This is a genomic window from Aphanothece sacrum FPU1, assembly GCF_003864295.1.
In the GTDB taxonomy this organism is placed as follows: Bacteria; Cyanobacteriota; Cyanobacteriia; order Cyanobacteriales; family Microcystaceae; genus Aphanothece_B; species Aphanothece_B sacrum.
Genome location: NZ_BDQK01000013.1, coordinates 990,133 through 1,013,615, shown reverse-complemented (window position 1 = coordinate 1,013,615; position 23,483 = coordinate 990,133). Strand labels below are relative to the sequence as shown.

28 protein-coding genes are annotated in these 23,483 nt (G+C 37.9%); 15 read left to right on the top strand and 13 right to left on the bottom strand.

Going from position 1 to position 23,483, the window contains the following annotated elements; translation table 11 throughout:
• Nucleotides 1-46: 46 nt before the first annotated feature.
• On the bottom strand, nucleotides 47-226 hold the full coding sequence (locus tag AsFPU1_RS15635) for a hypothetical protein (RefSeq protein WP_227873402.1): 180 nt from the start codon (nucleotides 224-226) through the stop codon (nucleotides 47-49).
• A gap of 158 nt (nucleotides 227-384) precedes the next feature.
• Here AsFPU1_RS15635 and AsFPU1_RS15630 point away from each other — a divergent pair, with 158 nt between their 5' ends.
• Nucleotides 385-1,032, top strand: coding sequence for a restriction endonuclease subunit R (locus AsFPU1_RS15630; protein WP_124972525.1), 648 nt, complete (start codon nucleotides 385-387; stop codon nucleotides 1,030-1,032).
• Nucleotides 1,033-1,154: 122 nt separating this feature from the next.
• Here the strand turns inward: AsFPU1_RS15630 and AsFPU1_RS15625 are convergent, their stop codons facing one another.
• Genes AsFPU1_RS15625 through AsFPU1_RS15615 form a run of 3 tightly spaced genes read right to left on the bottom strand, consistent with a single transcriptional unit; the run spans nucleotide 1,155 to nucleotide 2,875 of the window.
• A complete protein-coding gene (locus AsFPU1_RS15625) occupies nucleotides 1,155-1,382 on the bottom strand; it encodes a YgiT-type zinc finger protein (protein WP_124972664.1) in 228 nt (75 codons plus the stop codon).
• On the bottom strand, nucleotides 1,372-2,121 hold the full coding sequence (locus AsFPU1_RS15620) for a phycoerythrobilin:ferredoxin oxidoreductase (RefSeq protein WP_124972527.1): 750 nt from the start codon (nucleotides 2,119-2,121) through the stop codon (nucleotides 1,372-1,374). The genes AsFPU1_RS15625 and AsFPU1_RS15620 overlap by 11 nt, the downstream gene beginning before the upstream one ends.
• Nucleotides 2,122-2,140: 19 nt before the next feature.
• Nucleotides 2,141-2,875 (bottom strand): 15,16-dihydrobiliverdin:ferredoxin oxidoreductase, encoded by a 735-nt coding sequence (locus tag AsFPU1_RS15615; RefSeq protein WP_124972529.1) that lies wholly within the window; start codon nucleotides 2,873-2,875, stop codon nucleotides 2,141-2,143.
• Nucleotides 2,876-3,146: 271 nt separating this feature from the next.
• Here AsFPU1_RS15615 and AsFPU1_RS15610 point away from each other — a divergent pair, with 271 nt between their 5' ends.
• The 6 genes from AsFPU1_RS15610 to AsFPU1_RS15585 all read left to right on the top strand — a co-directional run bounded on the left by AsFPU1_RS15610 (nucleotide 3,147) and on the right by AsFPU1_RS15585 (nucleotide 8,200).
• Nucleotides 3,147-3,725, top strand: a complete 579-nt coding sequence (locus AsFPU1_RS15610) for a bilin-binding protein (RefSeq protein ID WP_172957455.1) — start codon at nucleotides 3,147-3,149, stop codon at nucleotides 3,723-3,725.
• 498 nt (nucleotides 3,726-4,223) lie between these two features.
• Nucleotides 4,224-5,102 carry a phycobilisome linker polypeptide gene (locus tag AsFPU1_RS15605; protein WP_124972533.1) on the top strand — a complete coding sequence of 293 codons (879 nt, stop codon included), beginning with the start codon at nucleotides 4,224-4,226 and terminating at the stop codon, nucleotides 5,100-5,102.
• Nucleotides 5,103-5,144: 42 nt separating this feature from the next.
• Entirely contained in the window at nucleotides 5,145-5,897 is a 753-nt protein-coding gene (locus tag AsFPU1_RS15600) for a phycobilisome rod-core linker polypeptide (protein ID WP_124972535.1), read from the top strand.
• Nucleotides 5,898-5,982: 85 nt separating this feature from the next.
• Entirely contained in the window at nucleotides 5,983-6,750 is a 768-nt protein-coding gene (locus tag AsFPU1_RS15595) for a phycobilisome rod-core linker polypeptide (protein WP_124972537.1), read from the top strand.
• 399 nt (nucleotides 6,751-7,149) lie between these two features.
• The gene (locus tag AsFPU1_RS15590; protein WP_124972539.1) at nucleotides 7,150-7,455 is read left to right on the top strand and encodes a CpeR family transcriptional regulator; all 306 of its coding nucleotides are present in this window, start codon (nucleotides 7,150-7,152) and stop codon (nucleotides 7,453-7,455) included.
• Between the two features lie 88 nt (nucleotides 7,456-7,543).
• Nucleotides 7,544-8,200 carry a HEAT repeat domain-containing protein gene (locus tag AsFPU1_RS15585; protein ID WP_124972541.1) on the top strand — a complete coding sequence of 219 codons (657 nt, stop codon included), beginning with the start codon at nucleotides 7,544-7,546 and terminating at the stop codon, nucleotides 8,198-8,200.
• A 157-nt stretch (nucleotides 8,201-8,357) separates the two neighbouring features.
• Here AsFPU1_RS15585 and AsFPU1_RS15580 read toward each other — a convergent pair whose 3' ends face one another.
• Nucleotides 8,358-8,537: an NblA/ycf18 family protein gene (locus AsFPU1_RS15580; protein WP_124972543.1), complete on the bottom strand. Its 180-nt coding sequence runs from the start codon at nucleotides 8,535-8,537 to the stop codon at nucleotides 8,358-8,360.
• Between the two features lie 37 nt (nucleotides 8,538-8,574).
• Nucleotides 8,575-8,739 carry an NblA/ycf18 family protein gene (locus AsFPU1_RS15575; RefSeq protein ID WP_124972545.1) on the bottom strand — a complete coding sequence of 55 codons (165 nt, stop codon included), beginning with the start codon at nucleotides 8,737-8,739 and terminating at the stop codon, nucleotides 8,575-8,577.
• 679 nt (nucleotides 8,740-9,418) lie between these two features.
• On the opposite strand from AsFPU1_RS15575, the gene AsFPU1_RS15570 reads away from it, so the two are divergent.
• From AsFPU1_RS15570 to rpiA, 3 genes are all read left to right on the top strand, one after another.
• A complete protein-coding gene (locus AsFPU1_RS15570) occupies nucleotides 9,419-9,622 on the top strand; it encodes a hypothetical protein (RefSeq protein WP_124972548.1) in 204 nt (67 codons plus the stop codon).
• Nucleotides 9,623-9,645: 23 nt separating this feature from the next.
• Nucleotides 9,646-10,107: an RNA recognition motif domain-containing protein gene (locus AsFPU1_RS15565; protein ID WP_124972550.1), complete on the top strand. Its 462-nt coding sequence runs from the start codon at nucleotides 9,646-9,648 to the stop codon at nucleotides 10,105-10,107.
• A 133-nt stretch (nucleotides 10,108-10,240) separates the two neighbouring features.
• Entirely contained in the window at nucleotides 10,241-10,951 is a 711-nt protein-coding gene (gene rpiA, locus AsFPU1_RS15560) for a ribose-5-phosphate isomerase RpiA (RefSeq protein WP_124972552.1), read from the top strand.
• 78 nt (nucleotides 10,952-11,029) lie between these two features.
• Here rpiA and AsFPU1_RS15555 read toward each other — a convergent pair whose 3' ends face one another.
• Together AsFPU1_RS15555 and AsFPU1_RS15550 are read right to left on the bottom strand one after the other, a co-directional pair.
• Nucleotides 11,030-11,323 carry a hypothetical protein gene (locus AsFPU1_RS15555; RefSeq protein WP_124972554.1) on the bottom strand — a complete coding sequence of 98 codons (294 nt, stop codon included), beginning with the start codon at nucleotides 11,321-11,323 and terminating at the stop codon, nucleotides 11,030-11,032.
• Between the two features lie 460 nt (nucleotides 11,324-11,783).
• Nucleotides 11,784-12,689, bottom strand: coding sequence for a pentapeptide repeat-containing protein (locus AsFPU1_RS15550; RefSeq protein ID WP_124972556.1), 906 nt, complete (start codon nucleotides 12,687-12,689; stop codon nucleotides 11,784-11,786).
• Nucleotides 12,690-12,998: 309 nt separating this feature from the next.
• Between AsFPU1_RS15550 and pyrG the strand changes: the two genes are divergently transcribed.
• Complete coding sequence (gene pyrG, locus AsFPU1_RS15545) at nucleotides 12,999-14,609, top strand: CTP synthase (protein WP_124972558.1); 1,611 nt, start codon at nucleotides 12,999-13,001, stop codon at nucleotides 14,607-14,609.
• 226 nt (nucleotides 14,610-14,835) lie between these two features.
• Here the strand turns inward: pyrG and AsFPU1_RS15540 are convergent, their stop codons facing one another.
• The 3 genes from AsFPU1_RS15540 to AsFPU1_RS15530 form a co-directional block, all read right to left on the bottom strand.
• Nucleotides 14,836-15,285 (bottom strand): type II toxin-antitoxin system VapC family toxin, encoded by a 450-nt coding sequence (locus AsFPU1_RS15540; RefSeq protein ID WP_124972560.1) that lies wholly within the window; start codon nucleotides 15,283-15,285, stop codon nucleotides 14,836-14,838.
• A complete protein-coding gene (locus AsFPU1_RS15535; protein ID WP_124972562.1) occupies nucleotides 15,285-15,527 on the bottom strand; it encodes a DUF2281 domain-containing protein in 243 nt (80 codons plus the stop codon). Before AsFPU1_RS15535 ends, AsFPU1_RS15540 begins: the two co-directional genes overlap by 1 nt.
• 131 nt (nucleotides 15,528-15,658) lie before the next feature.
• Entirely contained in the window at nucleotides 15,659-18,307 is a 2,649-nt protein-coding gene (locus AsFPU1_RS15530) for a chloride channel protein (RefSeq protein ID WP_124972564.1), read from the bottom strand.
• A 151-nt stretch (nucleotides 18,308-18,458) separates the two neighbouring features.
• On the opposite strand from AsFPU1_RS15530, the gene AsFPU1_RS15525 reads away from it, so the two are divergent.
• Together AsFPU1_RS15525 and AsFPU1_RS15520 are read left to right on the top strand one after the other, a co-directional pair.
• Entirely contained in the window at nucleotides 18,459-18,653 is a 195-nt protein-coding gene (locus tag AsFPU1_RS15525) for a hypothetical protein (RefSeq protein WP_124972566.1), read from the top strand.
• Nucleotides 18,650-18,883, top strand: coding sequence for a hypothetical protein (locus AsFPU1_RS15520; protein ID WP_124972568.1), 234 nt, complete (start codon nucleotides 18,650-18,652; stop codon nucleotides 18,881-18,883). The genes AsFPU1_RS15525 and AsFPU1_RS15520 overlap by 4 nt, the downstream gene beginning before the upstream one ends.
• Nucleotides 18,884-19,068: 185 nt before the next feature.
• Here the strand turns inward: AsFPU1_RS15520 and AsFPU1_RS15515 are convergent, their stop codons facing one another.
• Both AsFPU1_RS15515 and AsFPU1_RS15510 read right to left on the bottom strand, forming a co-directional pair.
• Nucleotides 19,069-20,352 carry a glutamate ligase domain-containing protein gene (locus AsFPU1_RS15515; RefSeq protein WP_124972570.1) on the bottom strand — a complete coding sequence of 428 codons (1,284 nt, stop codon included), beginning with the start codon at nucleotides 20,350-20,352 and terminating at the stop codon, nucleotides 19,069-19,071.
• 13 nt (nucleotides 20,353-20,365) lie between these two features.
• A complete protein-coding gene (locus AsFPU1_RS15510) occupies nucleotides 20,366-21,703 on the bottom strand; it encodes a sensor histidine kinase (RefSeq protein WP_125061135.1) in 1,338 nt (445 codons plus the stop codon).
• Nucleotides 21,704-21,983: 280 nt separating this feature from the next.
• On the opposite strand from AsFPU1_RS15510, the gene rpsN reads away from it, so the two are divergent.
• Nucleotides 21,984-22,286, top strand: a complete 303-nt coding sequence (gene rpsN / locus AsFPU1_RS15505) for a 30S ribosomal protein S14 (RefSeq protein WP_124972572.1) — start codon at nucleotides 21,984-21,986, stop codon at nucleotides 22,284-22,286.
• 129 nt (nucleotides 22,287-22,415) lie between these two features.
• Nucleotides 22,416-23,483 carry a glycosyltransferase family 4 protein gene (locus AsFPU1_RS15500; RefSeq protein ID WP_172957453.1) on the top strand — a complete coding sequence of 356 codons (1,068 nt, stop codon included), beginning with the start codon at nucleotides 22,416-22,418 and terminating at the stop codon, nucleotides 23,481-23,483.

Genomic DNA, 23,483 nt, shown 5'->3' with positions numbered 1-23,483 from the left:
AAAGTTAGGGAACAATAAGCCCGCGATCGCACAGTTAGGAAACATCTCAGAAATAAGCAACAATCAAAGGAATTGTCCTTAAGCCAGCCCGTTGATAAGTAGCCATTAACCGTTGAAATTGCTGCCAATTGGCATTATCTACAATCCCCAAACAACCGGCCGTACCTGGAATATTAGCGTCAAAGTGAATACCAAAATCACCTCTAGTATTGCCTTCAATAGACACCAAGTGTGGGTTAATCTGATAGAAGTTCCCCTCAATCCCTTTGAGGCTTAGATAAAGTGGTTTAGTGTTAACGCTATAATAGACTTCTTGCGAAAGTAACTTAATAATTAATAAACAATAAGAAATGTAGATGAATGGGAAAAACCTAGAAACTTAACATGACTGTAATTAATGCTAATACCTTGACCCTAGATCAAGTTTATCACTACCTCAAATTTCAAAAGCTATCCTATAGCTCTTTTAACTCTCTGTTGTTGTTAGAGCCGCTATCAGAATTTGAACGTTCTGAACTGGCGCAAATCCGTATTGATTTTGAAAATTATCTTACAGATGGCAAGGTATTGGAAGGCATGGTAATGGCATTGACAATTTTGCCACTGCTGAGGTTAGCAGGTTTTTATCGCTCTCCAATCAAAATGAGAATAGAACAAGAAATAGAGCGAATTAATATTCAAGATGAGGATATTAGCATCACAGGGAGATTAGACTTAATTTGTATTAATAAAGATTATCCCAGTGAGAAGGATATTCCTTTTTGGATTTTAGTAATCGAAGCCAAGAATACGAGCATCAGTTCATCCTCCGGCTTACCTCAACTTTTAACCTATGCTTACAAAAGTCTAGAACAACAAAAATCCCTATGGGGTTTAACCACAAATGGAGTCTATTATGAGTTTTTTTACATTCAGAAAAACACCTATCCTACTTATCAACCATTGCCATCACTACATTTAATGGAACCTGAATCTTCAGAAAAATTACTGCAAGTTTTGAAAGCAATTTGCCAATTACAAAATATTAAGTAGGGTGGGTTAGCGAAACGTGACCCACCGCATTTAGATTGATAAATGATGGGTTACGGTGCCTTTGTTTCCTAAATGTATGGTGATATTCCATTACTATGGTTGCACCTAAATCATCCTACAATCTAACTTGCAAAGTCAAATACTGGTGTTTCAATTACTCGCTTTGGTTGCTTATTTTCCCAGATTATTTTCTGCAACCGTTCGACAGTTTCTGGTGCGAAAAAACGCTCTCCTGTTTCTACACAAACTCTGGCGGGGACATTTTCCATGATAAAAAATTTGCCATTGATTTCAAGGGTATAGGTAACTTCTTGTTCAATTAAGGTTTCTTGTCTAGAATTAATTGACATCATCTACTGCTAAACTGCGTTCCAAATCAAACAGGAAACCGTGAATATATTCTTCTGTCCATTCTTCACCATATAAGCGGGTAAACATACCCCTAGCGGGATCTTTTGCGGCACGATAGTTAAGATAACGTTGTTGTGCCTCAAGAATCTCTCCCAATCGTTGACTATCTGTTATCGGTTGTGCCTGTTGGACAAAATCCAAATATGCCTGGAGATAGTCTTTAAATGCCTCAAAAACGCGAGTTTCTACCATTTTTGTCTCTTGCGGTCGAGTCCAAAGAAAGGCAGGGGAAAAGAAGGCTTTCGCTTCTTCAGGAAAATCACCACCCCAGGGTAAATCTTCTTGATATCTCTGCCAAATCGGTAAAATAGGCTCACTATATTGCTTTTGATAAGCCTCATTGTGGAAAAGAGGCTGCATATCTAAGGCAATTAAATGTCCTCCAGGCAAAGTAACTAAATCTGCCCCAAAAAACGGCAAATCATAAGTTAATTGCGGGAAAATCACGAAATTGAGAACTTGTAAAGAATCCCCACCTTCAACATGAGCGGCTCGAATTTGCCGAAGTTTGGGGGATTTAAAAGCATGACTCGTCGTAACAACTAATTGCTCCCTTTTTCCCTTGCCTGTTGTACATTCCTTGCTTTCAAAGCCTATAGGAATAGGATAGGGTTCGAGTTCAAGTCGTTCATTGAGAAGGGCGATCGCGTAATCTAAAAAAGGTTGATAGAGAGTCATTTTAACTAAATATTTACCCTTATTTTACTCCAGCAGTTACCGCTAAGGGAATAGCATCTTCAAACAAGAACTCGTAGAGAAATCTCTCTGACCATTCGTGTCCAAAATAACTACTAAATAATCCTGATGCTGGATCACGTTCGGCACTATACTGATCATAATCTTTTTGTGCCTTAATAATACGTTGACTTGCTTCTATAGTAGTCACAGGAGAAGCTTGTTCTATGAGTTGCCAATATAATTGGACATATTCTTGATAAGCAGGAAATAAGCGTTTTATAACCGTTTCTGCATCAGTTTTAGCAAAGAGCAAATTTTTAGAAAAATACTGATTAGCATCATAAAACTTCATTTCTAAATCTTGAGCCAAATCTTTATATTTATCTCGAATTGCACTCATTGGTTCTATATATTTATCTAGATAATCTTGCTCACGAAATAAAGGCTGAAAATCTAAAACTACTAATATTTTCTTCTGTCCAAACGCTAAAAAGTCAATTCCTAGTAAGGGCAAATCGTAATTATAGTTAGGGTAGATAACACTATTAAAAATTTGCGCCGTTTCACCTGCATCGATGTAAGTGTAGCGAATTTTGCGTAATTCAGGGCATTCATAACACCAACTTTGAATTGTGGCAGGATTTTTGCCTCTTTCACTCACCAAAGATTCTAAGCCAGAAGGAATGGGACGACTCTGTAAATCAAAACGCCCAAACAGTTCTTTTTCTAGAAATTGCTGAAACGGCTTAAACATAGATTAAAATCTAGCTCCTTAAAATCTCTCCTTGAGAATATGAGAATAAATGAGTCCCCTAAGTCTCGTCTCTTTTTTGACTAACTAAGTAATATTTCGTTACACAGCTTACTACTTCTGTGAAGTTCAGGGAAGACGACAAAAGGAAGATCGTAATAAATATTAACAGAAAATCTCTTAATTTTAGTCTAATCTAGGCAATTATGAGTTTGTTAACCTACTAAAATCCAATAAGTAATCGGCAAGTAAGGATTAGTTAAATTTCATGAGTATGCAATTAAGCGACAGAGCAAAACAGTTAATTCCTCTAGCAAGAATTGTTAGTTTTGCTACTTGGAAAGACCTATATTCAGACGAAGTAATTAGCATTTTTCAACAGGCTGATGATGAAGGAAGATATTTAACTGATGAAGATTTAGAAATGCTGAAAAATCTTGCTCCTGATACGGCAAAATCGGGAGAAAAATCAAGATTATTACGGGAGCAAGCCTCTAATCTTGTGGCTGAGGCCAGAGAACAATTATTAATTCATTTCCCTAATATTACTGCCCCTGGGAATGATCTTTATCCCCCAGAACGTGCAGAAGCTTGTTGGCGAGATTTTTGGCATTTTTTACGCTGTATTACCTATGGAATTGCTGGAAAAAAATCTGAATTTACGAGTCAAGAAGGACTCAAAAATATGCAGTTACTTTATCAAGAATTGCAGGTTCCTTTGTCAGCAATGATCTACGGATTAGAAGAATTAAAGATGGTTAGTTTACAGCAATTTAGTAAGGAAGAAAAAGATGGATTATCTCCCTATTTTGAGCATTTAATTAGTGCGTTAAAACAGTTTAATCAAGCTTGAATAGTTTTTCCCAACCAGTTTCTACCAGACTTACTATGTTAAACGAATAATCAATATAATAACAGACCTTATGCCTGACCCTATAAAAACGGTTCTACCGGACAAACTATGCTAAATTAATAATGAATAAAAGGCTAAAGCCTTATGCTATAGAAACGAAGTCCGACGAGCGCGGACGCTCATTCTAGGTTGCGTAGGCAACCTTTGTTTGTATAGCTTAACTCTGAGCGAGTTAAAGTCCATTGTTTTTGATAATTTAGCATAACTTGTTCGTCGGTAGAATCATTATTAGGTTGCGTAGGCAACCTTTTTTTGTCTAGCTTAACTATGAACGAGTTAAAGTTAAGTTACAACCATGCCATCTGGACGTAATATTTTTTTTAATAATTCTTAACGCTTTGATGGAGAATCTTTCCGATTTCTTTACCAAATCCTCACCCTTTTCCTTACTTGTTGTATGGTAATATTTAACATTGGTAAGTTATGGAGACTTAGAAAATGGTATTTGGACCCGCCTCCCAATTGGGGGTTGCTTTATTTGAAGAAACTCCCAGGTTAGAATTGATCCCTGGACGTTCAGAAGAAGAAGTAGAAACCATAATTCGTGCCGTTTATCGGCAAGTTTTGGGGAATGCTTACGTCATGGAAAGCGAAAGAGCAACCATACCTGAATCCCAATTTAAACGGGGAGAATTAAGCGTGCGTGAGTTTGTTCGCGCTTTAGCCAAATCTAATGCTTACAGTTCCCGCTTTTTCGATACTTGTCCTCGTTATCGCTTTATTGAACTCAATTTCAAACATCTTCTTGGTCGTACTCCCGTTGACTTAGAAGAAATGAGAGCGCACAGTACCATTTTAGATACAGAAGGATTTGAGGCAGAAATTGATTCCTACCTCAATAGCGATGAATATCAAAATGCCTACGGAGAAAATATCGTTCCCTATTTCCGAGGTTACAAAACCCAACCAGGACAAACTATGGTTGGTTTTACCCATATGTTTGCTATGCTGCGCGGTGCTTCTAGTAGCGATTTTAAAGGCAGTATTTCGGGCAAAACTCCCGTTTTGAACAAATACGTCATTCAGGAAACCCCCTTAACCATAATTCCCCCTTCTGGTGGTGCAATTGGCGATGGTTGGTCATTCCAAGAAAGAAGTCGGGGTGCTAAAGGTCCTCAAGGTGTTGGCGCAGGTGACGAAGGTAAAGTTTTCCGTATCGAAGTAAGTGGCTATAGTCCTTCAGGTAAGGTTAACCGAGTCTCCAAATTTCGTCGCAGTAACCAGGTTTATCTAGTACCGTTTGACAGACTTTCCCAAGAATATCAACGTATTCACCAACAAGGCGGAGTCATTGCCAGTATTACTCCTGTCAACTAAAAACCGTCTAATGTGCGTAATTTCAGCATAAAGACTTTAAAGATGACTATTCCTCTACTAGATTATTCACCTAAAAGCCAAAATCACCGAGTTGCTGCTTATGAAATCCCTGGGGATGAACAACCCAGAATTTATACGGGGGAGAAACTATTCTCTCCCACAGACGCAAATGAATTGATTTGGGCGGCATATCGTCAGATTTTCAACGAGCAACAGATAATCTCCAGCAACCGCCAAAAAGCCTTGGAATCTCAGCTAAAAAATCGTCAAATAACGGTGCGAGATTTTATTCGCGCTTTACTGTTATCTGACTGTTTTCGTTGGCGCAATTACGAACCGAATAATAATTATCGCTTTGTACAAATGTGCGTCCAACGAGTTTTGGGGCGGGATGTTTACCATGAACGAGAAAAAATTGCTTGGTCAATGGTATTAGCTAGCAAGGGTTTACAGGAGTTTGTGGATGATTTGCTCAATAGTGACGAGTATCTAACCAATTTTGGTTACGATACGGTTCCTTACCAACGGCGACGCATTTTGCCTCAGCGTACTCTAGGAGAGTTACCCTTTGCGCGGATGCCTCGTTATGGGGAAGAACATCGTCAGAAATTGGAAGCAATGGGCTATTTTGCAGGAATGCGCGATTTACTTGCACCTCGTTGGCAATGGCAAAAACCACCTTATCCGGCTGGGTTAATTTTAGCGGGTAAAATCATTACCTTTACGGGTGCTGGACTTTTGACATTAGGTGTAATTGCTACCGCTTTAGCCGCTTGGGGCATTATTTCCCTTTAGGTGAGGCTAAAAAGCCCGCGCTGTATTGCTTGCAGGCAGAGTTGGGTGCTTTTTCAATTGTTATCTATTTTGTAGGAGAATCTCAATGAGTGTTGTTTTAGATACGCCAGTTGAACTTCGAGCTATTAGCAGCCTTAATGATAAAGAGGCTGTAATTCGTGCCGTTTATAAGCAAGTTTTGGGTAATCCCCATGTCATGGAAAGCGAACGGCTGACTACTGCTGAATCTCAGTTATGTAATGGGGCAATAACCGTACGGGAATTTGTCCGCGCTGTGGCTAAATCTGACTTTTATCGTGGTCGGTATTTTGAATCTTGCGCTCCCTACCGTTTTGTTGAGTTAAACTTTAAACATTTGTTAGGTCGCGCTCCCTTAGACCAAACTGAACTGTCTGAGCATATTTGTCGCTGTATCTCAGAAGGATACGATGCAGAAATCGATTCTTACCTCGATAGCAACGAGTATCAGGATACATTTGGGGAAAATATCGTTCCTTATTATCAAGGTGCTAAAAGTCAAGTAGGACAAAAGCAAGTCGGTTACAATCGTACTTTATCTCTGTATCAGGGATATGCTGGGGTTGATAGTGCTTTTACTGCTTCTCGTTTAGTCGATGTGGTGGCAGGGAATAGCGGTAATAAGATTACCTTACCCAGTACAGGTGGTCGGATTAGTCCTTACAAAGATGCTACCGAAAAAACTTTCAAAATTTTGGTTAAGGGGTCTAAATTTGATAGTCCTCGCCGAATTAGTACCACTGAATACCTTGTTTCTGGTGGGAAAATGACTCCCCAAATTCAGCGTATTCAACGCACTGGCGGAACCATTGTCAGTATCACAGAAGTTTCTTGAAACAATTTTTCAACATAACTAACTTCAACAATGGATAATTAATAATTAATAATTGATAATGAACTATTAACTATTGGTAATTATCCAGTTTCAAGGTTTTTACTTCTGAGTTTTGTACGGGCTGAATATTATTCAGCCCCTGCTGCTGAATTAATCTATATGTAGGGATTTGGCATCAAAATTAATCCCTCTAAAATCAATCTGGTAAAGATGGTTAGTTTCTTAAAATCTTTACATGGTTTTTTATTTAAGTTTTGTATCTCCTACTTTATCTAGAGCGAATAGGATAAATCGCTCTTGATTTTTCTTAGCAAATTTGCGCTAAAATTGTCAAAAATGATTAACCAATTGACTAAAGAAAACCCCCAAAATATTGATTTCAATTCAAGTTTAATTAATATGCTACCCCCAATAGCTAGTAAAAAAATGCAAGCTTGGATTCGCAGTCGTCACCTAATTTTTTCTGATAAATTTGTGATTTTTGAAACCCTAGATTATCCAGCAGTTGAAAGATTTGAGCAATGTCTTAATAGTTTAGGAGGATGTTTAATTTCTGTCGAAGCTGTCAAACGAGTTTGGATGGGAAATCATCGACAAGTGATTCTCTATCAAGCAAAAGGAAGTTTACAAAAAAATAACCATGAATTACATCATTATTGGTTCAAATATGGCAGTTTTAAGACTCGATTTGATGAAAGCAATTAGTAGACTTTAATTAAAATTTATACAATAATTAAAATTTAAAATTAATGTTAAAATAGATTTATCTCCAGATCTTCTACTTGCTTTGTTTATGAATATTCACGAAATCGAAACTTCTCTAAATAATTCTGATTTTCAGTATAGACTTAAAGGGATTTCTTCTCTAAAAGACTACCCACCGGAGATTGCAGTTCCCCTATTAACAAGTAAACTTAATGATCCAGAATTTTTAGTGCGTTCCTTTGTTAGTATGGGATTGGGTAAACAACAAACTGCCGAATCCTTTGCTGCACTGTTGGAAATTATGAAATTTGATAATACACCCAATGTGAGGGCAGAAGCAGCAAATTCTCTTTCCCTCTTTGGCAAGTGCGCTGCATCTCATTTAGTGCTAACTTTTATTCAGGATGATCACTGGCTGGTACGTCGCAGTATTATGGCAGCATTAGGTGATTTAGAGTGCCACAGCGAACTTTTTGAGGTTTGTCTGGAAGGTTTAGCAGATGAAGATATTATCATTCAAGAAGCTGCTGTGCAAGCACTTGGTACCTTAACCGAAACTAGGCAACAAGAAGCGGCATTATCCCAACTATTGGCATTAGTTGGTTCACAATCTGAAAGAATACGTCGGCAAGTTGCCTACGCTTTAAAGCGGTTTGATAGTCCCCAAGTCAAGGAAGCTTTGAGTCAACTTCGAGAAGATTCTAATCATCAAGTTGTTGCCGCCACTTTAGAAGATTTGCTTTAGAATTTTATTTAGTAGTCAAACTTAACAGATGCACTTGTTCTAGTGTTTTTATTATGTTTGAGCGGGTGACGTCCCGAACCCCTTGCCCTTCTTCTCTCAAACAACTAATAATGACCAGAAGTTTGGCATGAGATGGAGATCGTCTAGGCCCAAGACACTAGAACAATGAATTCTTCATCAAATCCCGAATTAGATTATCCCTGGCCATAAGCTGTTGCATGGTATCAAGTAAGTAATGGATAACTTGTTCGCGTTCTAGTTCCTGGAACTCCTGCTGTAAGCATTGGAGTTCAAATTGTTGTTCTAAGGATAATTCAAAAACTTGTACGTCTATCATAGTGACCTCTTTTGTTTTAAATGTTCTCTATGGGGTTTTATTTGGCTAAATTACGGGCAACATTGGTCTTAATCATCAGTAGTCGCGACGCTTTTAACAGAAGATCTAGTGCTTGTTCACGACTCATTCCTTTAGCTGCATCCCGAATACGCTTCATTTCAAACTGTTGTTCTAGGCTTAAATTGGCAGAAATAGGTTCCATAATTACTCCTTTTGACAGATAACAGATGATTGGGTCTGGTTAGAGGTTATTGCTTGATTTAATGATTACCTCTACTATAAAGCAATGTAACAAAGATTTGACTGAATGTCTACCTTGTGTATGCTTAATCCGACAAATCCTTATAGGGGATTGTTCCGACGTTATATTTAAAATACCCGAATGAGGAGGTTGACTAAGCATATAACATCATTTTTAGCAAGACCTTTGCCAAGAATTTGTTCACTTTGAGCAAAATCTTAAGGATATCTCCTGAAATAATTAAAAAGTCCTGAAAATTTCTGGCAAATCAATTGACGAATTGTCTAAATAATCTGTAATAATCTAATGGTTAGTGTAATTTCAATTGAATTCCGGAGCTTGTGCTAGACTAAAAAAGCCAACGCACCCAAGTGTGCCCAAAGAGGCGGCGGTTCGCGCGGACAGAAGATTCTGACCGTCTACACGCCCCGCAGAATTGGTGGTTCTCGCCAGTTAGAATGTCCGACCAAAAAGAAGTACCTGATAACAGGGGCGGCATAGTCTAAGAATGTAGAAGCCGAAACATAATCAAGTTTTGTTGTCTGCTGCCGGGCAGTCAGTGGACGTTAAACAGATGCTTGTGGAGGGGAATCTAGACGGGGTTTCAAGACTCTAAATGACTTGGGACTAGATAAACCCAATGAAACAAGAATCTCCCGTCACAATCTTTGATTTGACGGTGAGAGTGCCAATTAGAGGTATATTGATTTTGATGGCACGAGCCAACATTGCTAAAGAAAGTACAGGTTGTCAGAGAATGGGTCGCGGAAAATTTTCGGCTTCAGTCCAATCTAATCAATTTCAGGTACGGCGAATAGATGCCACATTAACAAGTTTTTTTTAACTCAATCACAGGAGGTATATCTCATGCCCATTCGTTTGTATGTTGGTAATTTACCCAAAGAAGCTGTCGAACGCCAAGCTTTACAAACTATGTTTGTTGATGCTGGCGAAATTATGTCCATTAAGGTGATCAAAGATCGCAAAACAGGCAAATGCAGAGGCTTTGCTTTTGTCACAGTGGCGACTGATGAGTTAGCTGATGCGTTTATCGAAAAATATAACGGTCAGTCTTTTATGGATAGTCCTCTCAAAATTGAAAAGGCTTTACCTCGTGAGAAAGGGAAAGAGTCCGAGGAAGATCAAGTCCCAACAACCACCGAAGCAGCACCCTCTCCTAAGCCCGCCAGGAAGAAAACTGACAAAAAACGCCCCCGTAATCAAGGCAGTGATCAAACTTCTTCTAATGAAAGTTTTCAACCAGATCCCCGTTGGGCTGATAAGTTAAATCAACTCAAAGAAATGTTAGCCGCAAGTTCTAGTAACTAAAATTTACCAAAGATTAAGGGATGGGGTTTTAACTGATAACTGATAACTGATAACTGTTAAACCCTTACTCATCCCCTATTCTTAACTCCAGAATTGTCCATTATTCATTTTTTATTGTTAAAGGAGTTTGAGAATGTCAGTTACCAGTGATCTAACCGTGATCATGAAACAAGAAGTAGGCAAAGCAGCAGCAGCAAAGGTTAAGTCTGATTCTGTTGTGGGTTTAGGCACTGGCTCTACTACGGCTTATGCTATTGAATATATTGGAGAACGTTTAAGATCAGGCGATTTAAAAAATATTGTCGGCATTACTACTTCTTTTCAAGGGGAAGTCTTAGCCAGAAAATATAATATTCCTTTGACTACTTTAGATGTAGTTGATCATATCGATATTGCTATTGATGGGGCTGATGAAGTTGATCCCCAGAAAAATTTAATTAAGGGAGGGGGGGCTGCCCATACTCAAGAAAAGTTAGTCGATAGTTTAGCTGCACAGTTTATTGTTGTTGTTGATAGTAATAAACTGGTGGATAAATTAGGGTCAACTTTCTTATTACCTGTCGAAGTTATTCCCAAGGCTGTTATGCCCGTTATGCGTCGCTTGGAACAACTTGGTGGTAAACCGGAACTGCGTATGGGCATCAGAAAAGCAGGGCCGGTGGTGACAGATCAAGGAAATTTGGTCATTGATGTTAAGTTTGACAGTATCGATGATCCAGCTACTTTGGAAATGACCATCAATAATATCCCTGGAGTCCTGGAAAATGGCCTATTTGTGGGAGTCGCTGATCTCATCCTAGTTGGTGAGATTATCGACGGCAAAGCAGTTGTCAGAGAATTTTAATATTTATCCCTGAAAATTGTCACATCCAAGCTTCCCTGTGGCTTTATACCGTAGGGATACTTTTTTTTTGGGTTGCTTTCATTGACCCCTAACATCTTGGTATAAATAAAAGTTATAGACATCAAATAAGCCTCCTACTGTACTGCAAGTTAGTCCTATGGTTAGCATCCCCTGAAACGGATAGCCACTGCCGAAAATAGATAAAAATGACAGGATTTGACTCTCCCCGATTTGGCCAATCATGGAAATTCCTGGAACATAGCTAATCCCTAACAGGGTAACTAATACTCCACCTAAAAGCAACAGAGGAGTAAAAAAGGTTAGCAAGACCGTTAACAGAAGGGAACGAAATAAATTAGACACAATGGTCATCTCCTTTCTTAGTACTGCATGAGTTCTCTGGTGTAAAGTTTCTCATGCTTGTTACTCTTTTACAATAAGACCGATTTGTTTGTCTAGGGTGTAATGTGACAAAATCTTAAATGTTTATTAAAAATCTTGGTAAATTTCCTTTAAATGATACATTCGGAAGGGCATAATCCGGCTTTTCATCAAGATTTGCTGACAAATTATGAAGTTATGTAATTTTTAGTAAATTTATGTAATTTTTGTAACAATCGGTTCTACCGGACTTACTCTGCTAAGTACCGCGCGCAAAATTAATTGCACAGTCAAGGCGCGGGTTTTGATATAATTGTAATGGTTGAGTAATAGGGGGCGGGTTGATCTAGTTTTTTGATGAGAATTATTGATTTATGTAAAAAACCCGCCCCTACGAAATTTTGTGTAATTAATATGGATAGTGAATTGATCTTACAAAAATACTCAATTTTTAGAGTGTAAAAGATTGTGGCTTTGCGCTGTCTGTCTTTATCTCGTAAGATGACACTTTATTATTAGGAGGAGTTGGAAAAATATCAAAGACAATTTGTTGTTGATCAATCATATTAGGAAAGTTTTGCATAATCGCAGAACAAGACTTAATAAATCTTTTAACCCATTCTTGGAATATTTCTAACTGAAGTGGACTAAGGGTTAGTTCGGGTTCCCCTGTAAAGCTAATTTGTCCTAAGTGATTAATTTCAAATTGCTTTAACCATTCGTGATCATGACGGGATGCTTCCCAATATTTTACTGTCATTGTCTTGCCTAAATAACGATGACTGATCTGATAAAGATGATTAAAGGTATCGAGCAGTTGTCTTACTGTGATATTAGATTTGTGACAAACAGGTTCAATTTTGAGGAGTTCTACTTTTTTCATACCTGCTTTTTCTGGATCAAAATTTCCATCAAAATGGGTTTCATTAGTATAAGAAGAATCTTGTAAATTAGCTCCAGTTAATTGGAGTCCTTTTAAATAAGCTCCATCAAAATTCGCCTCTTTAAAATTGGCTTTTGTTGCCTTAGAGCCGATTAAATAAGCTTCTTTAAAATTCGCTTTTTCAAAGTTAGTTTTGATGAGATAAGTTCTAATTAAAGACGCTTTATTTAGATTAGCTTCCTTTAGATTCGAGCCACTTAAATCAGATTCATTGAGATAAGCTTCTTGCAAATTTGCTCCACTTAAATTAACATCTATCAAATTAGCGTAACTGATATCTGCTCCTCTAAAGTCAGCATAGCTGAGATCTAATCCTCTCAAATCTATCCGACGCAATTGGATATTTTGAAAGTTTCTTTTTCCCGCTTGATATTCTTGCTTAATTTCAATTACACTATTATTATCTTGAAACATAAATTGCTCCTCATGCAATTATACTTCCTTCAAATTTTCAATGATAAATCAAAGCTTTTAAACAGAGAATTTACGGATCATTCCGAGAATTGTAATTTGAGTTTTGACAATTTTTAAGTATTTTTCCGAAGTAAGGGGTCATAAATAAACGAATGTTTGTATTAAGTCGCCTTTAGGGCTTGAAAGCTTGTAGTTATGGCTTTAGCCATAACTACAAGCTTTTCTATAAATTAATGGTTCACCATCCAAGCAGACAGGTTAAAATGATCGAGGGGTATAGCGACATTAATTCAAGATCGTCAGCAGTTTATGACAAAGTTTGTGTTTATCACTGGGGGAGTAGTTTCTAGTATTGGTAAAGGGATAGTGGCCGCGAGTTTAGGCCGTTTGTTTAAATCTAGAAACTATTCTGTATCTATTTTGAAACTTGATCCTTATATTAATGTTGATCCTGGTACTATGAGTCCCTTTCAACACGGAGAAGTTTTTGTTACAGAAGATGGGGCCGAAACTGATTTAGACTTAGGACATTATGAACGCTTTACTAATACTTCGATGTCTCGTCTTAATAGTGTGACAACGGGGTCAATTTATCAAGCAGTTATTAATAAGGAACGTCGTGGAACCTATATGGGGGGAACAGTTCAGGTTATTCCTCATATTACCAATGAGATTAAAGAAAGAATTCATCGGGTGGCAAAAAATACCAATCCGGATTTAGTTATTACAGAAATTGGGGGAACAGTAGGGGATATTGAATCTTTACCTTTTTTAGAAGCTATTCGTCAATTTCGTAAGGATGTGGGTCGTAATAATGTGGTTTATATGCACGTTACCTTAATTCCTTGGATCAAGGCCGCTAGGGAAATGAAAACTAAACCGACTCAACATTCGGTCAAGGAGTTGCGATCTATTGGGATACAACCAGATGTATTAGTTTGTCGTTGCGATCGCCCGCTTAAAGTTGGGATGAAGGAGAAACTTTCAGAATTTTGTGATGTTCCGGTAGCATCAGTAATTACTGCTCAAGATGCTAGTAGTATTTATGAAGTTCCTTTGATTTTAGAAAAAGAAGGTCTGGCCAAACAAACCTTAGAATTATTAACTTTAGAACCTCGTGAACCTGATCTAACACAGTGGCAAACTTTAGTCAAAAAAATGCAGTCTCCCCAGAGTAAAATTGAAGTTGCTTTAGTGGGAAAATATGTCCAATTAAGTGATGCTTATCTGTCAGTAGTAGAAGCTTTAGGTCATGGAGGAATTGCGGTAGAAAGTGAGGTAAAATTGCGGTGGGTAAGTGCTGAAGATATTGAAACTCATGGGCCTGAAAAATTCTTGGGTGGGGTGAATGGAATTATTGTTCCTGGAGGATTTGGTATTAGGGGAGTGGATGGTAAAGTTCAAGCGATCGAGTATGCACGTCAGCAAAATATTCCTTTTCTGGGATTATGTTTAGGGATGCAATGTTCAGTGATTGAATGGGCCAGAAATGTGGCTCATTTAGAACGAGCAAATAGTGCAGAATTTGATCCAGAAACTCCTAATGCAGTCATTAATTTATTACCAGAACAAGAGGATGTCGTAGACTTAGGGGGAACCATGCGTTTAGGGTTGTATCCTTGTCGTTTGAGTGCTGATACTTTAGCTTTTTCTCTGTATCAAAAGGAAGTAATTTATGAACGTCATCGTCATCGTTATGAGTTTAATAATGCTTATCGGAATTTGTTGTTAGAGACAGGATATGTAGTGAGTGGAACGTCTCCTGATGGACGGTTAGTGGAGATTATTGAATTACCGGGCCATCCGTTTTTTATAGCGACTCAATTTCATCCTGAATTTTGTTCTCGTCCTAATGTTGCTCATCCTTTATTTTTCGGGTTTGTTAAAGCTGCTGTTGAGCATTTAGAAGTAAGGGTATAATTAATAAAAGGCTAAAGCCTTATGCTATAAAAACGAAGTCCGACGAGCGCGGACTAGATTCTAGTGTGTAAAGTTTATAATGATTAATATCTATGGTTTCCATTGTTTTTACTCCTAATAACAGCGATAATGTTTATTCATCAAAGCGGGAATTTAAGATAAGTTCGTTTACTTCGTAGGTCATTTTTCAGTGAACAGTTAGGAAAGAATTTAAAGATTTTCTCCTTTAAGAAATAATCAGGGTTTGAGGTTGAATAATGGTTATATTGGGAAGGGAAATAAAATCATTAGGATTAAAGGTGAGTAAATGAGTAATATTATGGGATTTCATTACGGCTAACAGCCTGATATCATGGGTACGTTTTCCTTTAATGTTGTAGTCTATAACCAGTTGCAACCAGTTAGTAAAAACCTCTGAAGTTTCGAGGATTAATCTAAAGTTATCTAACAAATCATTGACATAATCTTTCGTTTGTGATGTATTCCAACCTAATCCATTAACATCTATGGGGCGGGTTGCTACTACCCAAAATTCAATTAAAACTTGAGAAGTAATGACACATTCATTGCCATCTTTTACTATTTTTTTAATTGCTTTATTAGCCAGAGAATGGCTGACTGAAGAAGTATCAGCAGCACGAAGTAAGATATTAGTATCTAGTAAATATTGATTCATTAATATTCATCCTCGTACATGGTGTCACGATGTAAAGCTTCATCGGGTAAATTAGCACTATTTTGAGGTAATTTAGCAATAAATTTATTCCATTTGGCTATTTTTTCTTCAGGAGTAAGGGTAGTATCTGGTTGAGGAAGGGTCATTTTTTGATTGAGAAATTGGGTAAAGTCTAGGACTTCTTGTTGTTTATCGGGGGGGAGTTTTCGCAGGTATTTAATGACCGTTTGTTCGATGTTCATGGTTGTTTTATTCCTGAAAATAATCAGTTTTAATTAGTAGAAAATTCGGTTAAACCTCGTTTATAAGGGGCATGAAATCCTAAAGAGTAATCTATTCTTTCCAACTCTTGAGAATAAGTGTGTAATTAGTGTCAAACATCTAAGGCTCCTCTAACTAAAATAACAGTGCTTTCTACTTGTTTGGCGATCATTTTAGGAATATTACCGTGAAGAACCTGTTCTAGTAGACCCTCCCTACTCACCCCTAAAATAACTACATCACAGGTTTCCGCCTTAGCTAAATGGATGATAGCCTCAGAAACAGAACCAGACCGAATAGGTAAAGGAATAACAGGGCGATCTAGTTGTTGTTTCAAGCTTTGGGCCACCTGTTCTAATCCTTGATAATCGGGAAGGGAACTCGAAGGTGCATAGACTTTACATAACCAAATAATCGGCGATCGCGGATTTGTATATATACTACTTAATCCAGGTAATAATTTAATGGCCCTTTGTGCATTGGGGCCTCCGGCCATTGGTACTAACCAAGTACCCTCTTTATCTAATTGTTGAGGATAAGACCCCTGACGAGTTCCCCATTTAACAATCATGACTTCACAGGGGGCCTTACGAATGAGAATATCAATAATACTGCCAAAAACAGCCCCTGGTGTTGATGTATAACCTTTCCATTCCAAAATCAAGAGATTAATATGGCGATCGCGGATAGTTTCTAAGATAGCTTGGGCCGTATGATGGGCAATACGAATTTGAGTATGAACCGGAAGTTTTTGACGACGGCCTGATCTTTCGAGACGATGGAGTAACTGTCGTCCTGATTGAGTAATAACAGGGGTTTGGGAGGGATTACTATGTTTAGGGACTTTAATGACATTTAAACACTCAATTTCGAGATTTTCTTCCGTGGCGATCGCGCCTCCAAGCTGAAATAAAACCGTTGCTGTTTCAGGGTTAATAACAGGTAATAAAATTCGCCCTTGTCCAATAAGGGGAGCGCGGGTAGAATAAGCAATATAAGAAGGTTCTGGGGTAGCTTCATTAGCACTAGACTCCGTTCCCTCTAATTGATTAGCTTCTACCCGAATAATATCAGTACGAGTGATAATACCCACTAATTTGTTGCCTTCCACCACAGGAAGACGGGACAACTGATAACGATTGAGGAGATAAAGAACATCACTTAAAGAAGCATCAGCTTGAACAGTGATGGGACGGGGAGTCATAAACTCTTTGAGAGGAGTTTGACCAGAATATTTAGTCGTATTGGCCAAATCAGTTTGAGTCACAATACCCACTATTTTTCCGTCTTCCATAACAGGAAACCCTCGATGACTCGATACAGACATCGCTTGTAATACTTCCTCTAAACTGAGATCACTCGGTAAGGTTTCCACTTGGGACTTCATCACGGCCGCGGCGGTTAAATTAGAGAGAAAATCTTTATCTGTGGGACTATCATCAACGTAAATACCCCTGACTTTGAGCATTCTTTCGTATAATGATCCGCGTGCAAAACTTTCAGCCACCACATAGGACACCGCACAAGTTGCCATTAAAGGCAAAACGATTCTAAAATCCGTATTTAATTCAAAAACAATGACAATAGCAGTAACAGGAACCCGAACCACAGAGGTAAAAAAGCCCCCCATTCCTGCTAAAGCAAAGGTAGACTGAGAAGCAGTTCCCGTCATCCAGTCTTCTAAGTCCCCCACCAAATAGCCTAAAGCTGAACCTAATACTAAAGCAGGAGCAAATAAACCACCTGGAGCATTTGAGCTATAAGCCAACATAGTCAGGAAAAAATGGGCAATAAAAGCTCCCAAGAGCTTAAAAGTGTCTAATTCTCCCGTGACGACCAATCCTTGTAATCCTGTATTATCACGAAAAGCAGCCGGTAAACAGGTGATAATCAAGCCTGAAAGTAGACCCATTAGTCCGATACGCCAGTGCAAGGGTAAATTAAAATAATTTTGTATTTGTAGACTTAGAAATAGTCCCCTATTGAATAAAGCTCCTAATATCCCTGCTAAAAACCCTAATATCAAGTAAAAGGGGATATCATGGGTGGAAAAACTAATCCCAGGAAGATTAAGTAAACTATGATGAAATTTGAGATCATTGGATTGGAACAGTAAAGAAACAACCGCTCCCGTAAAAGAGGCGACTATAGCGGTTTGTAAGGTTAAACCCGATAAATCCCGCATTAATTCTTCTACAACGAATAATACCCCCGCAATAGGGGTACTAAATCCGGCCGCGAGTCCTGCGGCCGCACCTGCTGCAATCATTTGTCGTCGATGTTCTGGAGAGGTGGGAACCCAACTACTCAGTTGAGCGGCTAAAGCTGCCCCAATATGGACAGTTGGGGCGCGACGACCGAGGGTTAACCCTCCTCCTAAAACCAATATACTGCCAATTAATTTGACAATAGCTACCCGTCCCGAAAGAGGAACAGGATAACGGGCTAAAGCGGCTTTAACTTGGGTAATACCGCCTCCTGCTGCCGTTGGAGATGTTTGTTCGATTAACCAACCGGCCAACATTCCTAAACTTAAGCCTGCTAAGGGAAGCACCCAGATGGCCCCTAATTGATTAGCCAGACTGACGCGCCATCCTCCTAATAAACCAATTCCTTTTTTCAGGACTAAGGCGGCTAAAGCGGACAAAAATCCAATTAAACAAGCTTCTACAAAGGCATAGCGATGATCGGTCGCATTTACACCGAAGTGTCTCGATTTAACCCACTCAGCGAGGCGTTTGGGTATTAAATGGATTTGCATGGATTACCAAAATCACGCCAACATTCGTACCAGGTTTTTTGTCTACTTTTCAATTATAGGCTTAATCCTTAATTGAAATTGATCTTAAAATACTATTATTGCCAATTAATTGAGATTGAATAGCTAGAATGTGGTGGAGTAACATAGGAGTATGGGCAAAAATAAGGAAAATCGTAAGAAACTGGAAGGACAGCATAAAGCATTAGAAGAACATTTAGGAAAAATTGCCAAGGAGAAACTTAAACCAATAGAAGGTCAAGATCAAGGTTTAATTGCTCATTGGGAAAAAACAGTAGCAAATTGCCGTCAAAACATTGCAAAACTAGAAAGGAGATTAAGTAAATGACAGCTATTTATAAAGATCCATTTGAGAGATTAGAAGTATTTCTTAATGAATATCAACCTCAGCTAGAAAAAGCACTTAACGCTATTCAAATTATTAAAAATACCGATCCTAATTCTGAAGAATTTTCTCAAGCTATTGCTGATCTTCATGTTTGTTCTACTGTGCTTGAACCTTATTCAGAGGGAATGGTAGAAGCGATTGATCAATTTACTGAAGATAGACCTGATTGATTAAATTTGGTTCTACCGGACAAGTTATGCTAAATTATTACAAATAAAGGACTTTAACTCGTTCATAGTTAAGCTATACAAACAAAGGTTGCCTACGCAACCTAGAATGGCTGTCCGCGCAGGCGGACTTAGTTTTTATAGGATCAGACATAAGGTCTGTCATTAATTATTAATTTAGCATAATTTTATTTTTGATTACGCCAACCATAAGTAGCATTAAGATGACGTAAATAAGGATTAGGATTAATAGCTTGGTCAATCATATAAGCTGATCCAGTTAATATTAATATTTCTCCTTCTTGTAAAATTTTTAATTCCTGTTCATAAGCTTTTTTAGGTTCAAGTTCTACCTCAATATTAGCAAAATCAAGGTGTAATTGTTGGGCTAATAATTCGGGATTTTGACCTGCATAAGAAGCCCCAGTAATTACAATACGCTTAGCTAATGGTAGAATAGGAGCAAATACTTCTCTTATGTTGCGTTCACGGGTTAGACCAATTAAAAAGGTGAATTTTTTACCAGGAAAAGTATAACTTAATTGGTCAGCTAAACGAGCAATTTTGTCAGAATTATGAGCCACATCTACTATCACATTAGGTGCAATATTAGCGAAACGTCCTGGTAAATTTTTTTTCATAGATTCGAGTAAATCTTTTAAATTCAACTCAGGATAAAAATAACGAATTACTTGACAAGCTAGGGTCAGATTCCGTAACTTAAATTGAGGAGTAATACCGATAATTTTTTCAACTTCCTCTACTTCTTTTTCTTCAATTGTCAAAACTTTTGCGCCTTGTGCTTCGGCAGTTTTCATGACATAATATTTAGCAGCATCCATTTCTGAGGTAAAAAAAGGTACACCTGGACGAGCAATTCCTGCTTTATCTAAAGCCCTTTGCCATAGTTCACTTCCCAAAGTTTTCGGATGATCATTACCGACATTTGTAAGAACACAAGCTACCATATCTAGAGCCATTAAATCTGTATAACGACCGCCACAACCTACTTCCATAATACCCCAATCTACTTCATATTTTTCAAATAAATGTAAGGTCATTAAAATGCCAATTTCAGGAAAAGTTAAAGACAAATTACTAGGGTAATTACTTAAAAAGTTATCAGAAGATTGTTGAATATTTTGATAGGCTAAAATAATATCATTATGACTTACTTGTTGACCATTAATATGAAAACGTTCTGCATAATCAAAAATATGAGGACCTGTCCAAGAACCACTGGTTTTACCTGTTATTTGTAATCCTTGTTCTAGATAATAAGAGACTGAACCTTTACCATTTGTTCCTGTAATTTGTATTAATTTTGTTGGATGACCATTGGGCCAAAGATGATTAATAATTTGACGAAAAAAAATGTTTTGTCTTTTTTTCTTGGCTACCCAATTACTATGATAAATTTCATCTAAAGCTACTAAATAATTAGGATTAAATTGGTCTAGAGATTGATTCATATTTCTGATTATTTTACAAAGGTAAACTAACGGTAAAAGTTGTTTCTTTTCCTAGGATACTTTCTACTTTAATTTGTCCGTGATGATTTTCAACGATAGCTTTAGCAATGGATAATCCTAATCCTGTTCCTCCTGATTTTTTATACATTCGAGACGTATCGATTCGATAAAATCGATCAAATAAATGAGTTAATACTGTTTCAGATACTCCTTTACCATTATCTTTTATTTTAACTTGTAAGTGAGTAAAGCGATCTCGTTTAATTTTTTTTAATTCTACTTCAATTGACGGTATCTTTGCTTTTTTTTTAATTAAATCTTCATCTATAAAACTATGTTCTAAAGCATTGCTAATTAAATTAGTGAATAAACGAGCTAATTGATCCCAATCTCCTTGTAAGGTAAAATTATCTTGAGATGGGTCTAATAATTTTGGCTCAGGATCAAGAATGTGTAAAGAGAGAAAAATTTCTTTTTGTTCTGCTAGAGTTCTTTGTTCTTCTATGACTTCAATTAATAACGCATCTAAAGGAACAGGTTGATAATTAGTTTGTATAATTCCACTATCAGAACGAGCTAAAAATAATAAATCATTGACTAAATTTCCTAAGCGTTTTGTCAATCTTTCTACTACTTTTAACTGTCTTTGTTGCAATTGTGGATCGGCTTCTGGATAAGCTAAAGCCATTTGTACATTAGTTTGAATAGTGGCAATAGGATTTCTTAATTCGTGGGAAGCATCAGCCGTAAATTGCTTTAAACTTTGATAAGAATCTCGAATAGGTTTAATGGCTAAACCTGATAAAAACCAGCCAATACATCCAACAATAATAATAGTAAACAATCCTCCTAATATTAAATCAATGGTTAATTGACGAATAGGTTTTGTCACTTCAAACCAAGGATGACTGACTCTTAAATAACCTAAAATATAATGATCTATATTAACTCGTTGTGTGACTTGTCTAAGAACACGATTATCTGCAAGATAAACAGTTTCGGCCCGTCGATAAGGGTTAACATTAATCTTAGGGGTTGCAGTAAAAGTAGACCATAATAATTCACCTTGAGAATTAAACCATTCTATCTCAATGTGATCGTCTTCTACTGCTTCTCTATTATCCCTAAAACTTGCTTCAACATTAACGTTATATCGTCCTTCTTCCAAAGAAACTGATTCAATAACTAAGGAACGATTAACTACTTCAACAACGTGCTTAAGAGTATCATCAATTCTTTCTACTAAGGTACTCCGAACATAGAAAAAAACAACCGTTGCAAATAATAATAATAAGATAGCAGTAACGCTAGTATACCAAATAGCTAAACGACGGCGCGTAGTTTGGAACATAATAATAGTTTAATACAAATCAGGAAACATACAAACACAACAACAAATCATCAATACAGAGGTGATTAAACAATGTAGGTTGGGTTGACGAAGGAAACCCAACAATCGGAGTTCGGAGTTATAGCCGTATTTCATTCAATATATCAGTACCTGCATTTCTGACAAAATTTGGAGAACCCGTTTTTTTAACACACAGTTATTTATTTTATGTCCAACGACCAAAAATTTGGGTTATAATAGAGAATGGTGTCTTTATTGGAAAAATCTAACCCTAAGACTTATGGCTAAAAGATCCATGATTGAGCGCGAAAAAAAGCGCAGTCGTCTAGTAGATAAGTATGCAGAGAAACGCGCGACCCTTAAAGAAGAATTTCGCGTAGCCGAAGACTATGAAGATAAAATGAACTTACAGCGTCAACTTCAGCAACTCCCCCGTAATAGTTCCCCTAACCGTCGTCGTAACCGATGCTGGGTCACAGGACGTTCTAGAGGATATTATCGGGATTTTGGCTTATCTCGTAACGTACTGCGCGAATGGGCCCACCAAGGACTTTTACCCGGTGTAGTTAAATCTAGTTGGTAATGATTTGAGATTCTTGGTCAATCTAAAAGCTAAACTCAATAATAGGCTTTAGGTTGACCATACCAAAATAGAGTAACTTAAGGTAAACCTTGTGGTAAACGACTCACCCAACTAACCAGGCCTATGACCATGCCAGGAGAACTGTTCCATCTTTCCGCCTTTTTCATTTCACTGATGGTTGTTTGGTGGAGTACCCCCATCATCAATCAAATTGGTCATAAAACGGGTTTTGTGGATAAACCTAATCCACGAAAAATGCACCAACGTCCAATGGTACGCTTAGGGGGAGTCTCTATTTTTGCCGGAACCATAATCGCCCTTCTCATCGTTTGGGTTTTGGGGGGCTTTGGTTTGCTTCCTCCCAATAAAGAATGGGAAATTTGGGGGGTTATTTTAGGGGGTATTGCCTTCTTCCTGATTGGATTAACCGATGATTTGTTTAATCTTAGCCCCATGTCTCGGTTAATTGTACAAACGATTGTAGCTAGTGCAGCTTGGGGTGTGGGAGTGCGTATTGATTTCCTCTCCATTCCTTTTGCGGATTTAGTCCAAATTGGTTGGTTAAGTCTCCCCCTAACCGTTATTTGGCTGGTAGGGATGGCCAATGCAGTTAACTGGATTGATGGTTTAGATGGCTTAGCGGCGGGTGGCTGTGGCATCTCTGCGGTAGTGATGATGGTTTTAACCTTATTTATGGAACAACCGGCCGCAGCTTTGATTGCAGCAGCTTTGGCCGGGGGGGCATTAGGGTTTCTACGGTACAATTTTAACCCGGCCCAGATTTTTATGGGGGATGGGGGGGCTTATTTTATGGGCTTTACTTTAGCAGGAGTTGGGGTCATTGGATTGGTAAAAACGGCTGCAGTGACGACAGTAGCGGTTACGGCGGTTCTTTTGCCTATTCTGGTATTAGCTGTTCCCATTGTGGATATGTCGGCTGTGATTATTTCTCGTCTGACTCAAGGTAAATCACCTTTTACTGCTGATAAACGTCATTTACATCATCGCTTGATTGAAGCAGGTATTTCTCATCGTCTGACGGTGTTATTTATTTATGCTTTAACTCTTTGGGTTGGTAGTTTAGCCTTAGGATTTTCTAATATTCCCAGTGGTTGGGGATTTGCCATCGGAGCGACTTTTCTTTTAGGATATGTTGGATGGCAAGCTTGGCGTAATATTCGCAAAGTGAGAAATTAA

What these genes read in the sequence shown, in the direction of transcription:
- AsFPU1_RS15630 (WP_124972525.1), top strand. Translation starts at nt 385, where the DNA reads ATGACTGTAATTAATGCTAATACCTTGACCCTAGATCAAGTTTATCAC.
- AsFPU1_RS15625 (WP_124972664.1), bottom strand. Translation starts at nt 1,382, where the DNA reads ATGTCAATTAATTCTAGACAAGAAACCTTAATTGAACAAGAAGTTACC.
- AsFPU1_RS15620 (WP_124972527.1), bottom strand. Translation starts at nt 2,121, where the DNA reads ATGACTCTCTATCAACCTTTTTTAGATTACGCGATCGCCCTTCTCAAT.
- AsFPU1_RS15615 (WP_124972529.1), bottom strand. Translation starts at nt 2,875, where the DNA reads ATGTTTAAGCCGTTTCAGCAATTTCTAGAAAAAGAACTGTTTGGGCGT.
- AsFPU1_RS15610 (WP_172957455.1), top strand. Translation starts at nt 3,147, where the DNA reads ATGCAATTAAGCGACAGAGCAAAACAGTTAATTCCTCTAGCAAGAATT.
- AsFPU1_RS15605 (WP_124972533.1), top strand. Translation starts at nt 4,224, where the DNA reads ATGGTATTTGGACCCGCCTCCCAATTGGGGGTTGCTTTATTTGAAGAA.
- AsFPU1_RS15600 (WP_124972535.1), top strand. Translation starts at nt 5,145, where the DNA reads ATGACTATTCCTCTACTAGATTATTCACCTAAAAGCCAAAATCACCGA.
- AsFPU1_RS15595 (WP_124972537.1), top strand. Translation starts at nt 5,983, where the DNA reads ATGAGTGTTGTTTTAGATACGCCAGTTGAACTTCGAGCTATTAGCAGC.
- AsFPU1_RS15590 (WP_124972539.1), top strand. Translation starts at nt 7,150, where the DNA reads ATGCTACCCCCAATAGCTAGTAAAAAAATGCAAGCTTGGATTCGCAGT.
- AsFPU1_RS15585 (WP_124972541.1), top strand. Translation starts at nt 7,544, where the DNA reads ATGAATATTCACGAAATCGAAACTTCTCTAAATAATTCTGATTTTCAG.
- AsFPU1_RS15580 (WP_124972543.1), bottom strand. Translation starts at nt 8,537, where the DNA reads ATGATAGACGTACAAGTTTTTGAATTATCCTTAGAACAACAATTTGAA.
- AsFPU1_RS15575 (WP_124972545.1), bottom strand. Translation starts at nt 8,739, where the DNA reads ATGGAACCTATTTCTGCCAATTTAAGCCTAGAACAACAGTTTGAAATG.
- AsFPU1_RS15570 (WP_124972548.1), top strand. Translation starts at nt 9,419, where the DNA reads ATGAAACAAGAATCTCCCGTCACAATCTTTGATTTGACGGTGAGAGTG.
- AsFPU1_RS15565 (WP_124972550.1), top strand. Translation starts at nt 9,646, where the DNA reads ATGCCCATTCGTTTGTATGTTGGTAATTTACCCAAAGAAGCTGTCGAA.
- rpiA (WP_124972552.1), top strand. Translation starts at nt 10,241, where the DNA reads ATGTCAGTTACCAGTGATCTAACCGTGATCATGAAACAAGAAGTAGGC.
- AsFPU1_RS15555 (WP_124972554.1), bottom strand. Translation starts at nt 11,323, where the DNA reads ATGACCATTGTGTCTAATTTATTTCGTTCCCTTCTGTTAACGGTCTTG.
- AsFPU1_RS15550 (WP_124972556.1), bottom strand. Translation starts at nt 12,689, where the DNA reads ATGTTTCAAGATAATAATAGTGTAATTGAAATTAAGCAAGAATATCAA.
- pyrG (WP_124972558.1), top strand. Translation starts at nt 12,999, where the DNA reads ATGACAAAGTTTGTGTTTATCACTGGGGGAGTAGTTTCTAGTATTGGT.
- AsFPU1_RS15540 (WP_124972560.1), bottom strand. Translation starts at nt 15,285, where the DNA reads ATGAATCAATATTTACTAGATACTAATATCTTACTTCGTGCTGCTGAT.
- AsFPU1_RS15535 (WP_124972562.1), bottom strand. Translation starts at nt 15,527, where the DNA reads ATGAACATCGAACAAACGGTCATTAAATACCTGCGAAAACTCCCCCCC.
- AsFPU1_RS15530 (WP_124972564.1), bottom strand. Translation starts at nt 18,307, where the DNA reads ATGCAAATCCATTTAATACCCAAACGCCTCGCTGAGTGGGTTAAATCG.
- AsFPU1_RS15525 (WP_124972566.1), top strand. Translation starts at nt 18,459, where the DNA reads ATGGGCAAAAATAAGGAAAATCGTAAGAAACTGGAAGGACAGCATAAA.
- AsFPU1_RS15520 (WP_124972568.1), top strand. Translation starts at nt 18,650, where the DNA reads ATGACAGCTATTTATAAAGATCCATTTGAGAGATTAGAAGTATTTCTT.
- AsFPU1_RS15515 (WP_124972570.1), bottom strand. Translation starts at nt 20,352, where the DNA reads ATGAATCAATCTCTAGACCAATTTAATCCTAATTATTTAGTAGCTTTA.
- AsFPU1_RS15510 (WP_125061135.1), bottom strand. Translation starts at nt 21,703, where the DNA reads ATGTTCCAAACTACGCGCCGTCGTTTAGCTATTTGGTATACTAGCGTT.
- rpsN (WP_124972572.1), top strand. Translation starts at nt 21,984, where the DNA reads ATGGCTAAAAGATCCATGATTGAGCGCGAAAAAAAGCGCAGTCGTCTA.
- AsFPU1_RS15500 (WP_172957453.1), top strand. Translation starts at nt 22,416, where the DNA reads ATGCCAGGAGAACTGTTCCATCTTTCCGCCTTTTTCATTTCACTGATG.